Origin of the sequence: Limnobacter sp. UBA7229, assembly GCF_002473065.1 — a bacterium.
Lineage (GTDB): Bacteria > Pseudomonadota > Gammaproteobacteria > Burkholderiales > Burkholderiaceae_B > Limnobacter > Limnobacter profundi.
Genome location: NZ_DKTN01000003.1, coordinates 35,323 through 48,752, shown reverse-complemented (window position 1 = coordinate 48,752; position 13,430 = coordinate 35,323). Strand labels below are relative to the sequence as shown.

At 52.4% G+C, this 13,430-nt stretch carries 9 protein-coding genes and 2 tRNA genes; 8 read left to right on the top strand and 3 right to left on the bottom strand.

All coding sequences use genetic code 11. The features are described 5' to 3' along the window. Positions 1–80 precede the first annotated feature (80 nt). The 5 genes from lon to B4C79_RS00810 all read left to right on the top strand — a co-directional run bounded on the left by lon (position 81) and on the right by B4C79_RS00810 (position 5,311). Complete coding sequence (gene lon / locus B4C79_RS00830) at positions 81–2,489, top strand: endopeptidase La (protein WP_105029304.1); 2,409 nt, start codon at positions 81–83, stop codon at positions 2,487–2,489. Positions 2,490–2,703: 214 nt separating this feature from the next. Next, the gene (locus tag B4C79_RS00825) at positions 2,704–2,976 is read left to right on the top strand and encodes an HU family DNA-binding protein (protein ID WP_105029303.1); all 273 of its coding nucleotides are present in this window, start codon (positions 2,704–2,706) and stop codon (positions 2,974–2,976) included. A gap of 107 nt (positions 2,977–3,083) precedes the next feature. Next, positions 3,084–3,159: transfer RNA gene (locus tag B4C79_RS00820), tRNA-Val, on the top strand. Positions 3,160–3,184: 25 nt separating this feature from the next. Continuing rightward, positions 3,185–3,261: transfer RNA gene (locus tag B4C79_RS00815), tRNA-Asp, on the top strand. A gap of 145 nt (positions 3,262–3,406) precedes the next feature. Further along, a complete protein-coding gene (locus B4C79_RS00810) occupies positions 3,407–5,311 on the top strand; it encodes a SurA N-terminal domain-containing protein (protein ID WP_291740628.1) in 1,905 nt (634 codons plus the stop codon). Here B4C79_RS00810 and B4C79_RS00805 read toward each other — a convergent pair. Together B4C79_RS00805 and B4C79_RS00800 are read right to left on the bottom strand one after the other, a co-directional pair. Next, positions 5,295–5,564 carry a hypothetical protein gene (locus B4C79_RS00805; RefSeq protein WP_291740630.1) on the bottom strand — a complete coding sequence of 90 codons (270 nt, stop codon included), beginning with the start codon at positions 5,562–5,564 and terminating at the stop codon, positions 5,295–5,297. The two genes, B4C79_RS00810 and B4C79_RS00805, sit on opposite strands and share 17 nt — an antisense overlap. A 77-nt stretch (positions 5,565–5,641) precedes the next feature. Next, positions 5,642–6,295, bottom strand: coding sequence for an arylesterase (locus tag B4C79_RS00800; protein ID WP_291740632.1), 654 nt, complete (start codon positions 6,293–6,295; stop codon positions 5,642–5,644). On the opposite strand from B4C79_RS00800, the gene B4C79_RS00795 reads away from it, so the two are divergent. Continuing rightward, positions 6,294–6,974, top strand: coding sequence for an ABC transporter ATP-binding protein (locus B4C79_RS00795; protein ID WP_105029300.1), 681 nt, complete (start codon positions 6,294–6,296; stop codon positions 6,972–6,974). The genes B4C79_RS00800 and B4C79_RS00795 overlap by 2 nt on opposite strands. Here the strand turns inward: B4C79_RS00795 and B4C79_RS00790 are convergent. Then, positions 6,924–8,600 (bottom strand): NAD(P)H-hydrate dehydratase, encoded by a 1,677-nt coding sequence (locus B4C79_RS00790; RefSeq protein ID WP_291740634.1) that lies wholly within the window; start codon positions 8,598–8,600, stop codon positions 6,924–6,926. The two genes, B4C79_RS00795 and B4C79_RS00790, sit on opposite strands and share 51 nt — an antisense overlap. A 104-nt stretch (positions 8,601–8,704) precedes the next feature. Between B4C79_RS00790 and purL the strand changes: the two genes are divergently transcribed. After that, positions 8,705–12,748: a phosphoribosylformylglycinamidine synthase gene (gene purL / locus B4C79_RS00785; protein ID WP_291752469.1), complete on the top strand. Its 4,044-nt coding sequence runs from the start codon at positions 8,705–8,707 to the stop codon at positions 12,746–12,748. Continuing rightward, positions 12,749–13,426, top strand: coding sequence for a uracil-DNA glycosylase (locus B4C79_RS00780; RefSeq protein ID WP_291743049.1), 678 nt, complete (start codon positions 12,749–12,751; stop codon positions 13,424–13,426). It abuts the gene before it with no gap. Positions 13,427–13,430 lie beyond the last annotated feature (4 nt).

Below are 13,430 nucleotides of genomic sequence, written 5' to 3'. Positions count from 1 at the left end.
GTTAAATTGGTCGTGAAATAAAGCTTGAATAAGCGCGTTTTAACCCCACTGTAGGGTTATGCATTTAATAGGTGATTCATATGTCAGCAACTAACGTGCTTCCGGAACAACCCATCGAATTGTCACTGCTTCCATTGCGAGATGTAGTCGTGTTCCCGCACATGGTCATTCCGCTTTTCGTGGGCCGTCCAAAATCCATCAAAGCGTTGGAAATCGCGATGGAAACAGGCAAGAGCATTCTTCTGGTGGCGCAAAAATCTGCCACCAAAGATGAACCCAGCGACAAAGACATTTACAACATCGGCTGTGTCGCCAATGTACTCCAAATGCTGAAGCTGCCCGACGGCACCGTAAAGGTTTTGGTAGAGGGTGTGCAGCGTGCACGTTTGACCAAGGTAACGGATGAGGGAACACACTTCGCGGCCACGGCTTTGCCCTTGCTGCCCGATCCTTCACAGAGTCCGGAAACCGAGGCCATGAAGCGTGCCGTGATGGCACAGTTTGATTCCTACGTGAAATTGAACAAGAAAATTCCGCCAGAAATTTTGACATCGCTGGCCAGCATTGAAGACATCGGCCGATTGGCGGATACCATTGTTAGCCACTTGCCATTGAAGCTGGAGCAGAAGCAATCCATTTTGGAAACCTTCAGCATTGCCCAGCGCCTGGAAGCGTTGCTGTCCCAACTAGAAACTGAGATCGATATTCTTCAGGTGGAAAAGCGCATCCGTGGTCGTGTAAAGCGCCAAATGGAAAAAAGCCAGCGCGAGTACTATTTGAACGAGCAGGTCAAAGCCATTCAGAAAGAACTGGGTGAGGGCGAAGATGGCGCGGACATGGAGGAGCTTGAAAAGCGAATCAAGGCTGCGCGCATGCCCAAGGAAGCCCTGAAAAAAGCCGAAGCCGAATTGAAGAAGCTCAAGCTGATGTCACCCATGTCTGCTGAAGCCACCGTGATTCGCAATTACATCGACGTTTTGGTGGGTTTGCCCTGGAAGAAAAAAACCAAAATCAACAACGACCTTGCCAATGCCGAAAAGGTACTGGACGAAGATCATTATGGTTTGGAGAAAGTGAAAGAGCGCATTGTGGAGTACCTCGCGGTGCAGCAGCGTGTCGACAAACTGAAGGCACCTATTCTCTGTTTGGTGGGTCCCCCAGGAGTTGGTAAAACTTCACTTGGACAATCTGTGGCCAAGGCAACAAACCGCAAGTTTGTTCGCATGGCCTTGGGTGGCGTGCGTGATGAAGCTGAAATTCGTGGCCACCGCAAAACCTATATTGGTTCCATGCCTGGCAAGGTATTGAACAGCATTACGAAAGTAGGTGTTCGCAATCCGCTGTTTTTGCTGGATGAGATCGACAAGATGGGACAGGACTTCCGTGGCGACCCCGCATCGGCTTTGTTGGAAGTACTGGATCCCGAGCAGAACAGCACCTTTGTAGACCATTACGTGGAAGTGGAATACGACTTGAGCGATGTGATGTTTGTAGCGACTGCGAACTCCTTGAACATTCCTCATGCGCTGCTTGATCGGATGGAAGTAATTCGCCTGAGCGGTTACACCGAAGACGAGAAAGTGAACATCACGCAAAAGTATTTGCTGCCCAAGCAGTTGAAAAACAACGGCGTGAAAGACGAAGAGCTGAGTGTTTCCGAAGCAGCAATTCGTGATGTCATTCGCTTCTACACCCGCGAGGCAGGTGTGCGTGGTCTTGAGCGTGAAATGTCCAAAATTTGCCGCAAGGTTGTGCGTCAAATGGTATTGGGCAAAAACGAAAAGAAAGTGCTGGTGACTCCGAAGAACCTCGACAAATTCCTGGGTGTTCGTCGCTTCAATTTCGGCATGGCTGAAAAAGAAAATCAGGTGGGTCAGGTCACTGGTTTGGCATGGACGGAGGTGGGCGGTGAATTGCTGACCATTGAAACTGTGTCCATGCCAGGCAAGGGCAATGTCATTCGCACAGGTTCTCTCGGTGATGTGATGAAAGAATCGGTGGAGGCTGCCCGTTCAGTGGTGCGTGCACGCGCGAATCGATTGGGAATTCGCAACGATGCTTTCGAGAAGCGCGACATTCACGTGCATGTACCTGAAGGCGCGACACCGAAAGATGGGCCCTCAGCCGGTATTGCGATGACCACTGCATTGGTGTCGACTTTGACGAATATGCCGGTGCGTTCTGACGTTGCAATGACTGGTGAAATTACTCTTCGTGGCGAAGTTTTGGGTATCGGTGGCTTGAAAGAAAAGCTGCTTGCTGCTCACCGCGGTGGTATTAAAACAGTGCTGATTCCCGAAGAAAACGTGAAGGATTTGGCAGAAATTCCAGCCAATGTGAAGAATAGTTTGGAGATTATTCCGGTGAAATGGATTGATCAAGTGCTGCAACATGCCTTGGAATCGCTACCAGAGCCAGTCTCCGAGCCGGCCGAGGTGATTGCGGGCAAAGCTGATGAGGCTGCTGCAAACCCAAGTGTAAAGCACTGATATCAATCGGTATTTTGAACAAGCCTCCGCATGAAAATGTGGAGGTTTTTTTTTGTGCATCGCGGAAAGCCTTAGCTGGCTTGAAAAATAAGGGTTATCCGCCCGCAAAATGTGTTGACAGCTAGGTTTCAGGCATGTCTAAATTAAGAACTGGAAGCAACGTGGTGCCTGTTTTTGGGCACTTTTTATTTGTCACCATGAGGGGGCTTTTTACATGAATAAAACCGAACTGATCGATCAAATTGCTGAGTCAGCAGAAATCTCCAAAGCGGCCGCTGGTCGTGCATTGGATGCAATGATTGCTGCTGTTAAAACTACCTTGAAAAAAGGTGGATCAGTAACTTTGGTTGGTTTTGGAACCTTTGCTGTTGGCAAGCGTGCTGCACGCAGCGGCCGTAACCCACGCACTGGCGCAACAATCAAAATCAAGGCAGCCAAAGTGCCCAAGTTCCGTCCCGGCAAAGCCCTGAAAGACGCAGTGAATTAAATTTAAAATTTTTTTGACAAAAGGTATTGCAGGCCGAGTTAATTTGTATATAATTGCGGTCTTGGCTGATTCGCAGCAAGACAAACACTAGTAAAACAGTGAGCGTCGGGTGCTTAGCTCAGTTGGTAGAGCGGAGCCCTTACAAGGCTTAGGTCGGGAGTTCGAGCCTCTCAGCACCCACCAACATTGCGAAACAGCAACCAACTCTGGAGTGGTAGTTCAGTTGGTTAGAATACCGGCCTGTCACGCCGGGGGTCGCGGGTTCGAGCCCCGTCCACTCCGCCAAACAAAAAAGGGAATCTTCGGATTCCCTTTTTTCATTTCCACGCTCTCATTCATTTCCAACCCCGGCCGCGCCCCACACGGTTTTCCGGTGTTTACCTTCAGGTATAGTATCCGCTTGTTGTTCAACACTAAATACCTACAAAACATGTTTGAATTCATCCGAAACAATCAGAAGATCATGCAGTTTGTGCTGCTGCTGTTTATTGCACCCGCATTTGCCTTGTTTGGTCTTGAGGGGTACAACACTGTCAGTGCTGACGCAAACGCGTTGGCGATTGTGGGCGATTATCCAATTACCCAGGAAGAGTTCGATCAGGTTAAGCGTGAGCGTATTGAAGAAGCACGTGCGCAGTCAGGCGACAACTTTGATCCAAAGGTGTTTGAATCACCAGAAATCAATCGCCAATTGTTGGATACATTGGTGCTTCAATATTTGCTTCAACAGTCGGTACAAAAGCAATATTTGACGGCTTCAGACAAAGCCTTGGCTGAAGACATCGCTCGCACTCCCTTGTTTCAGGTGGATGGCAAATTCGATCTTGAAACTTACAAGCGCGAGTTGGCTGCACGTGGTTTAACGCCTGCGCAGCACGAGGCAAATGTGCGTTTTGGCTTGGCGAGAAACCAGGTGCTTGACCCGGTTTTGCGTGCTTCTTTTTTCCCGGAAACACTGAAAACCCAGCTGGATGATGTGCAGTTGGCCGGTCGAGTGGTGCGCGTTAAAAATATTGACTTGGCCCCATACCTGGCCAACGTCAGTATTACGGATGAGCAAGTGGCTGCATTTTATGAAGCGAACAAAACCCAATTCATGGCACCTCAAAAAGCCGATGTGGAATATGTGGTGTTGTCGCCAGACACCATCAAATCCAAGATTGCAGTGAGCGATGCAGACATTGCAGCTTACTACGAACAAAACAAGGCCCGTTTTTCTGCTCCTGAAGAACGTCGTGCACGCCACATTTTGCTGGATGCCGAGAAAGAAGGTGCCTCTGCAGACGAACTGAAGGCAGCGGCGGAAAAAGTGTTGGCCGAGTTGAAAGCGAATCCATCCAGATTTGCTGAAATTGCCAAGCAATACTCAATCGATCCGGGCTCATCAAACCAGGGTGGAGATCTCGGATTCTTCGGCAAAGGCGCCATGGTTCCCGAGTTTGAACAGGCCGTGTTTTCTCAGAAGAAAGGCGAACTCAGCGGCTTGGTGAAGAGCCAGTTTGGTTATCACATTGTTGAGGTAACCGACATTCGTGGTGGTGAGGTTCAAGCACTTGAGGAAGTGAAAACTCAAATTTCAGATGAAATCAAAAATCAAAAGATGACTGCGCAGTATGCCGATGCACAAGGGCGCTTCACCGAGTTGGTGTATGAAGGTGGTCAGTCGTTTGAGAACGTGATCAAGGCACTTGGTGTGCAGGCACAAACATTCAATGGTTTGACGCAAGGTGCAGCCAACGCGCCAGAGGTCTTGAAAGACGCGAAAGTGATGGCAGAAATTTTTTCATCGGACTCGATTGAAAGTAAAAACAACACCAAGGCTGTGCAAGTGGGCGAAGCCATGGTGTCTGCCCGCATCGTGAATTACACGGCTGCAGCAGCACGCCCGCTGGAGGAAATGAAGCCAGTGATTCAGGCTCGCTTAAAGCAGGAAGAAGCTGCAAAGGCTGCACTGAAAGACGCAGATGCTTTGGCTGCCAAGCTGGACAGTGAAAAGCCACAGGCTGGTTCTGATTTGTTGACCGGTTTTGCGGATTCAAGAACAGTGTCCGCTCTGAGCGCGGGGGGTTTGCCTGGTTTGGTGGCTCAGTCCGTGTTGAACACGGGTGTGTCTGAACTACCCAAAGCGAAGGTGGTTGGACTAGGCAACAACGGCTATGCGGTGGCGTGGGTTGAAAGCAGTGCACCGTCTTCGGAAGTCAAAGCGAAAGCAGATCCGCAGGTGGTTCAGTACTACGAGAATATTGCAGGGCAGGTGTATCAGGAAGCCTTGCTGCTGGCTGCACGCGATGCCATGAAAAAGCGTGTTGAAGTCGAGATCAAGAAGACGTTTTAATTTTGCTGATGTAGTGGATGCTGATGTGGTCGATTTGCAGCGCATCGCATCCCCGATTGACGTGGTTGTAGTTGATTTGCAGCGCGTCACTCATTCTGCCTTGATCAAGTCGAGTTCCCCTTTTTGAATCTGGCTCAGGGCATGCGAAACGCGAGCGCGTCTTCGCATCAGATCCTGGCGGATCTGCCCCTCGCTGCGAATCAAAATGGGCGACTTGATCTTGAATCAGCAGAACGATGTAACGCTGCTGCAAATCCAGACCTCACCTTAAGTCGCTTAGCGCACGCGGTAAAAGATAACGCGAACTCGTATACGCTACCCGTAATATCTTCACTTCAATGTCGCTGAAAACGTCGGCCAAATATTTTCCAGAATTTTCGGTTGTGCTCCCGCATTTGGATGAATTCCATCTGCTTGAAACGCAGTGGGGTCTAGCGCGAAACCTTCCAGCATAAACGGCACCAAAGGCACCTTCTGTTTTCGTGCTACCTCTGGGAATGTATCGCCAAAGCGGCGGGCATATGCTGGCCCGTAATTCGATGGAATTTGCATGCCAATCAGTACAGCCTGAGCGCCATTGCGCCGGGCCGTGACCAGCATATTGGTCAAGTTGTCTTTCATCGTGTCCAGGGACAATCCGCGTAATCCGTCGTTGGCGCCAAGTTCCAGAATCATGTGTGTGGGTTGGTGTTGTTTCAGCAGGGCTGGCAAGCGTGTTTTTCCACCTGCTGTGGTCTCGCCTGATACTGAGGCATTCACCACCTTGCAGTGCGGGAACTTTTCAGCCAAACGGCCCTCCATCAAAGCGACCCAACCTTGTTCTTTGGGCAGGCCGTAAGCGGCCGAAAGGCTGTCGCCCATCACCAGTATTTTGCATTCCTGGCCTGTACTTGCCGCAAAGCTGGATACACTGGTTGATAATCCAAAAGCGATCAGGCCCAATGCGAAGGCGTTTTTAATTTTTTTTGCAGTAAAGGCAAACATGAGTCGTGCAATCCTCGAAGTCGAAGGTTTAAATCAATTGGTTCAGGACGGGCAAAGTAGTTTGTCCATTCTTGAAAACATTTCGTTCACTATAAATCAAGGCGAAGCGGTTGCCATTGTGGGGGCCTCAGGTTCAGGCAAATCCACATTGTTGGGCATGCTTGCTGGATTGGACATTCCATCTAGCGGTGCAGTTCGCTTTTTGGGGGAAGACTTAACTCAACTTAACGAAGACCGCCGTGCCAGCCTGCGAGCCGAGCATGTGGGTTTTGTATTTCAGTCATTTCAGTTGCTCGACCACCTGAGTGCGCTTGAGAACGTGATGCTGGCCACTGAACTGACGCCAATGCAAAATCGCGAAAAGGCCTGCAAGGAGATGCTAGACCGGGTAGGTTTGGGTGATCGCCTCAACCACACGCCCAAAACCCTTTCGGGTGGTGAACAGCAACGCGTGGCCTTGGCCAGGGCGTTTGTGCGTAAACCCACGATTGTGTTTGCCGATGAGCCCACTGGCAGCCTGGATTTTGCAACCGGCCAGCGAATAATTGACTTGATGTTTGACCTTCAGAAAGAGCAGGGCACCACTTTGATTCTGGTGACCCACGATGACAAGCTTGCGGCGCGCTGTTCACGGCAATTGACTATTGCGGCGGGCGCTTTGGCCCAGGAGGTGGTTTAACCACGCTTTCATCCGCCCGGCAATTTCGCTCGCATGTGAAACGTACAAACCCTCTCGTTCACCTGCCAGCGGTTCAAGCGACAGCCCATGTAGATACACAGCGAATGATGCGGCTTTGAATTCATCTAGCCCTTGCCCCAACATGGCTGCTATGGCGCCAGCGAGCACATCGCCACTGCCCGCGGTCGCCAATGCGGGGCCACCCGTGGTGTTGATCTCAATTTGATTCGAATTGCAGACCAGGCTGCCAGTTCCTTTTAACACCACAGTGCAGTCAAATTGGGAAGCCAAGGATTGCGCCGCCTTCACGCGATCGGCCTGAATTACCTCAGTGGTGCTTTGGAGTAGGCGAGCTGCCTCCAGGGGGTGCGGCGTCAACACCAGGCTTTTTGCACGGTGTTTGCGCCGGTAGTGCTGTAGCCGCGCACGCAACACCGAATTTGCTGCAAGAAGGTTCAGCGCGTCAGCGTCCCACACCATATCCAGACCTTTGTCGTGTTCAAGCAGTGCATGAACCATGCTCAAGGCCTCTTCACTTTGCCCCAAGCCTGGGCCGATCAAAGCGGTATCCGCAAACTCAAGATTGCTTTCCAGCCCCTTGTTCATGATTTCCGGAAAGACCAGGTCGAGAAAGGGTGATTGGCCTTGACGCTGAACATCAGGCAAGTGCATGTCGGCTTCATGCAGCAGGGTCAGGGCTACTCGCCCGCAGCCCAGCATTAGTGTGGTTCTTGCACTCAGCACGCAGGCGCCTACCATGCCAAGTTGGCCACCGAGCACAGCAATGCTGCCAAAGCTGCCTTTGTGATGCCGATGGCCTCGCTTTGGCAGGTGTTGCAATTGATCAAGCCGGGAAACCGCTTGAACAACCATGCCCAGTTCGACCGTGTGCGGCCCCGTATCAAGCAGGGCGTCGCAATTCAGCGTGTCTATCCACAGTTCACCGCACAAATCTTTGCCTTGTTCACTCAACAGGCCGTGCTTGCAGGCGAGGTAGCTGAAAGTGGTGTGTGCCTGAACCGCTACGCCGGGCGCATTACCCGTGTCGCAGTTCAGCCCGCTGGGGCAGTCCAGCGCATAAACCCTGGCCTTGTGGTGGTGTGCATTCACATGTCGAATCAATCGTTCGATCACACCCTGTGGGGATCTGTTACAGGCAATTCCCAGCAGCCCGTCGATGATCACAGTGCCAGCATCAATGTCAGGCAAGGGCATGTCGGGTTTAAATTCCATGGGTTGAACACCGTGTGCCAAAGCCCACAATACAGCCTGCATGCGGTCTTTCGAGCCAGTTTTTCCATCGCTTACTTGCAAAAGGTCGACTTGCAGGCCTTTGCGTTTTAACTCCCCGGCCACAATGCAGGCATCTCCCCCGTTGTTGCCCGGCCCGGCCAGCACCAGGCAAGGCGGTGAATGTGTCTTGCTGTGAACAATTTGATCGACAATTTTCAGGGCCGAGCGTACCCCGGCGGCCTGCATCAGCAAAAAAGAATCGATGTGTGCGAAAGCAGCCTGTTCCAGCACCCGGATTTGCTTCACCGACAGCACTGGCATTGATTTTTGATCCAACTGTTGCCAGTTGGCATGGCCCAGGTTCTCAGGGTGTAGGTCAATCGGTTCTGGCATGCGTATTCCAAGGAAATTCAGGGTGGTTTATCCGGGCTTTGTGCTCAGTTTTGGGGCTGTAGCACTTATAATTCAAGATTACCTCAACCACCCCCACTGCTGTCATGTCTCTTGCCCTGTCCTCGGCTGATCAATTCGATGTTTCCACCTTCCATGGCGCCTCTGCCTTGTCTGCTTTTCGTGCAGAAGGTTTGCTGAAACGCCTGCAAGCCATTGATTCGAATGTGTCAGCGGTGCGTGCGCATTTCGTTCATTTTGTGGCGACGCGGGGTGCACTGGAAGGGCAGCAGCGCAAGGTGATGGAAGGCTTGCTCGATTACGGCCATGCTGCCCCGGCGTTGGACCGTGTTGACCTTGGCTGCGTGGTCGTTCCCCGCTTGGGTACGGTTAGTCCGTGGGCTTCGAAGGCCACCGACATTGCCCACAACGCTGGCCTGACCAAGGTGGTGCGCATGGAGCGTGGCATTGAATTTCAGCTGAGCTTCAAGAAAGGCTTGCTGGGTGGCAGCAAACTGCCGGAAGGGGCGGCTTTGCAAGCCTTGAAGGCCGCGCTGTATGACCGTATGACTGAAACCGTTTTGCCTGAAGGCTTTGATGTGAAAGGCCTGTTTTTGCCCCTGCAAGGCAAAAGCCTGCAAATTGTGGAATTGGGCGAAGGGCGTAATTCCCTGGTGAAAGCCAACAGCGAACTTGGCCTGGCGCTGAGCGACGATGAAATTGATTACCTGCTGGATGCCTATACTGTGATGGGTCGTTCACCCACAGACGTCGAACTGATGATGTTTGCGCAGGCGAACAGCGAACACTGCCGTCACAAAATTTTCAACGCAACCTGGACGATTGACGGACAGGCGCAAAACGAAACGCTGTTCGGGATGATTCGCAACACCCACAAAACCACGCCGCATGGCACGGTGGTGGCGTATTCCGACAATGCAGCCGTAATTGCTGGTGGCAAGGCTGAGCGCTTTTTTGCTGATGCCGATGGCGTGTATCGACCGCACGAGGAAACCACGCATTTTGTGATCAAGGTTGAAACCCACAATCACCCCACAGCCATTTCGCCATATGCAGGCGCTGCCACGGGTTCAGGCGGTGAAATTCGTGATGAAGGTGCCACTGGTCGTGGCGCCAAGCCCAAAGCTGGCCTGTGTGGTTTTACCACCTCGCATTTGCGTTTTGAAGGTGGCAAGGAAAGCTGGGAAAGTGGGCAAGACGCATTGGTGCCACTGGAGCAACGTGCAGAGCAGCCACAGCCTGTCGGCATTCCCACACGCATCGCCACGCCTGAACAAATCATGATCGATGGCCCCATTGGTGCGGCTGCCTTCAACAATGAATTTGGCCGCCCGAACCTGGGTGGTTACTTCCGCACGTTCGAGCAGCGCGTGGGTGATCGTGTTTATGGCTACCACAAGCCCATCATGATTGCGGGTGGCTTGGGCAATATTCGGGAAGTGCACACCCACAAATGCGATTTGCCGGCGGGCAGCTTGTTAATACAGCTGGGCGGCCCTGGCATGCGCATTGGCATGGGCGGTGGCGCAGCTTCGTCGATGAATGCAGGTACCAACACCGAGTCGCTCGATTTTGATTCTGTTCAGCGCGCCAACCCTGAAATGGAACGCCGTGCGCAGGAAGTACTCGACCGCTGCTGGACTCTGGGCGAAGCCAACCCGATTTTGAGCATTCATGATGTGGGCGCGGGTGGTATTTCCAACGCATTCCCCGAACTGGCCGATGCATCGAACAAAGGTGCGGAATTTGATTTGCGCAAAGTGAATCTGGATGAAAGCGGTTTGAGTCCTGCCGAGATTTGGTGCAATGAATCGCAAGAGCGCTATGTGATGGGTATTGCGCCTGAATCGCTTGAACTGTTCACGCAACTGTGTGAGCGTGAACGTTGCCCCTTCTGTGTGGTGGGTGTGGTTACTGATGAACGCCAATTGAAAGTGCTCGACGCTGAAAGCACCAGCAACCCTGTAGACATGCCCATGGAGGTATTGCTTGGCAAACCACCGCGCATGGAGCGCAACGACAACCGTGTTGAAACGGTGAAAGCTGAAATGGATTTGACTCAAACCGAATTGGGCGAGGCCATTGAGCAAGTATTGAAATTCCCCGCTGTGGCTTCCAAGCGTTTCCTGATTACCATTGGCGACCGCACCGTGGGCGGCTTCACAGCCCGCGATCAAATGGTTGGGCCTTACCAGGTGCCCGTGGCTGATGTGGCAGTGACCATTGATGATTACACAGGCTATGCTGGCCAGGCCATGGCCATGGGTGAGCGCACACCACTTGCGGTGTTGAATGCACCTGCTTCAGGCCGTATGGCCATTGCAGAGAGCATTACCAACCTGCTGGCTGCACCAGTTGAAAAACTGGAAGACGTGAAACTGAGTGCCAACTGGATGGCCGCTTGCGGTACACCCGGACAAGATGCGGCTTTGTTTGATACCGTGAAAGCCATTGGTATGGACCTTTGCCCACAGTTGGGCTTGGGCATTCCTGTGGGCAAAGATTCGCTTTCAATGCGCACCCGCTGGAATGAGGGCGATGTGCAGAAGGAAGTGTTGTCGCCGGTTAGTTTGATTGTTTCTGCGTTCTCAAAAATCAACGATGTGCGTGGCACGCTAACGCCCGTGTTGAACACGGCAGAAGACACCGTGCTGGTGTTGGTTGATTTGGCACGCGGCAAAATGCGCATGGGTGCCAGCGTATTGGCACAGGTTACCAACCAGTTGGGTACGGATGTACCCGATGTGGAGGATGCAAGCGACATCAAAAACTTTGCGATGGCCATGAATGTCTTGCGTGAAAAAGGTTTGGTGCATGCTTACCACGACCGCTCCGACGGTGGTTTGATGGCGGCTTTGGCCGAGATGAGTTTTGCCAGCCGCTGTGGTTTGTCGATCAACCTGGATTTGATCACCATCGACCCCTATTCAGCCGATTGGGGCGACTTTAAAATTCGCCCGGAGCAGGTTAGCGTGCAGCGCGGCGAACTTACCCTGAAAGCTTTGTTCAACGAAGAATTGGGTGTGGTGTTGCAGGTGCCCGCCGCTCAAAAAAGCGAAGCCATGCAAGTGTTGCGCGATTTCAATTTGAGCAAACACAGCAATATTATTGGCAAGCCGAATGACCGCGATGTAGTTGAGTTTTATCGCGATGCCAAGTGCATTTATTCTGAAAGCCGCACCAAGCTTCAAGGCATTTGGGATGACACAAGCTACCAAATTGCCAAGCGCCGTGACAACCCGGCTTGCGCTGAAAGTGAACACAAAGCAGCGGCTGAATTGCCCAACGCCTTGGTGTGGAAGCCCAGCTTTGACATTACGGAAAACCCCGCAGCGCCATTCATTGCCACAGGCGCAAAGCCACGTGTTGCAGTGCTCAGGGAGCAGGGCGTGAACGGTCAGCTTGAAATGGCAGGCTCGTTCACCTTGGCTGGGTTCGAGGCAGTGGATGTACACATGAGCGACTTGTTGAGCGGCAAGCGCAAGCTGGCTGACTTTCAGGGCCTGGCTGCTTGTGGCGGTTTTAGCTATGGTGATGTGCTGGGTGCAGGTGAAGGCTGGGCCAAAACCATTCGATACAACAGTGTATTGGCCGATCAGTTTGCTGAATTTTTTGGCCGCAGCGATGTGTTTGGTTTGGGTGTGTGCAACGGTTGCCAAATGATGGCGACTTTGGCTGATTTGATTCCCGGTGCAACGCATTGGCCAAAGCTGATGCGCAATGAAAGCGAGCAATATGAAGCACGCTTGGTGAATGTAAAAATCAACAAAACGCCCTCGATTTTGTTAAGTGGAATGGAAGGCTCAGTGGTGCCGGTGGTGGTTGCACACGGTGAAGGTCGCGCCGATTTTTCACGCCAGGGCAACCATGGCAAATTGAGCTCGGAAGGTTTGGTGGCCGTGCAGTATGTGAATTCGCAAGGCGAGGCCACACAGCAGTACCCATTCAACCCCAATGGTAGCCCGGAAGCGTTAGCAGGTTTCACCACGCCAGATGGTCGTTTCACCATCATGATGCCGCACCCGGAACGCGTATTCCGTAACGTGCAAATGAGCTGGGCGCCCAAAGACGCCGGCGAGTTTTCACCGTGGATGCGTTTGTTCTACAACGCACGCAAGGCTTTGGGTTAAATGGGCAGTAGAACCGCGTGGCAACCCCTGGTCATGGATCAGCAATGGCCCGCCAGGGTGTTCGATGTGAATTGCACGGCATGCCCGCGCCTGCACGCTTTTCATGAACAAAACAGGCAAAAATTTCCTGACCATTTCAATGGGCCGGTGCCACCCTTTGGCCCGGTAAACGCTGAGTTGTTGATTGTTGGCCTGGCCCCCGGACTACACGGAGCAAACCGCAGCGGGCGGCCATTCACGGGCGACTATTGCGGCGACTTGCTGTACAGCACCTTGCACAAATATGGCTTTGCCAACAGGCCAGTTTCCATGGCTGTGGGCGACGGCATGCAACTGCTGAATGCGCGTGTCAGCAATGCTGTGAAGTGTGTTCCGCCGGAAAACAAGCCAACGCCGGCTGAAATTAAAACCTGCAACCAGTTCATTGCCCATGAGTTCAAAGTACATCCACCCAAGGCAGTGCTGGCACTGGGTTTGGTGGGGCACCAAGCCGTGTTGAAAGCACTGGATCAAAAGCAAAGCGCGTTCAAGTTCGGGCATGCAGCCCAACACGACTTGGGCGTATTTCGTTTGTTCGACAGTTATCACGTTAGCCGATACAACACGCAAACGGGCCGGCTAACCGCACCCATGTTCGAGAGCGTACTGGAATCGATCAGCTATTTCCTGAAAGGGTGAGGAC

Excerpts from the sequence above, each read along its gene's own strand:
- purL (WP_291752469.1), top strand. The coding sequence starts at position 8,705 with ATGTCTCTTGCCCTGTCCTCGGCTGATCAATTCGATGTTTCCACCTTC.
- B4C79_RS00825 (WP_105029303.1), top strand. The coding sequence starts at position 2,704 with ATGAATAAAACCGAACTGATCGATCAAATTGCTGAGTCAGCAGAAATC.
- lon (WP_105029304.1), top strand. The coding sequence starts at position 81 with ATGTCAGCAACTAACGTGCTTCCGGAACAACCCATCGAATTGTCACTG.
- B4C79_RS00810 (WP_291740628.1), top strand. The coding sequence starts at position 3,407 with ATGTTTGAATTCATCCGAAACAATCAGAAGATCATGCAGTTTGTGCTG.
- B4C79_RS00780 (WP_291743049.1), top strand. The coding sequence starts at position 12,749 with ATGGGCAGTAGAACCGCGTGGCAACCCCTGGTCATGGATCAGCAATGG.
- B4C79_RS00790 (WP_291740634.1), bottom strand. The coding sequence starts at position 8,600 with ATGCCAGAACCGATTGACCTACACCCTGAGAACCTGGGCCATGCCAAC.
- B4C79_RS00795 (WP_105029300.1), top strand. The coding sequence starts at position 6,294 with ATGAGTCGTGCAATCCTCGAAGTCGAAGGTTTAAATCAATTGGTTCAG.
- B4C79_RS00800 (WP_291740632.1), bottom strand. The coding sequence starts at position 6,295 with ATGTTTGCCTTTACTGCAAAAAAAATTAAAAACGCCTTCGCATTGGGC.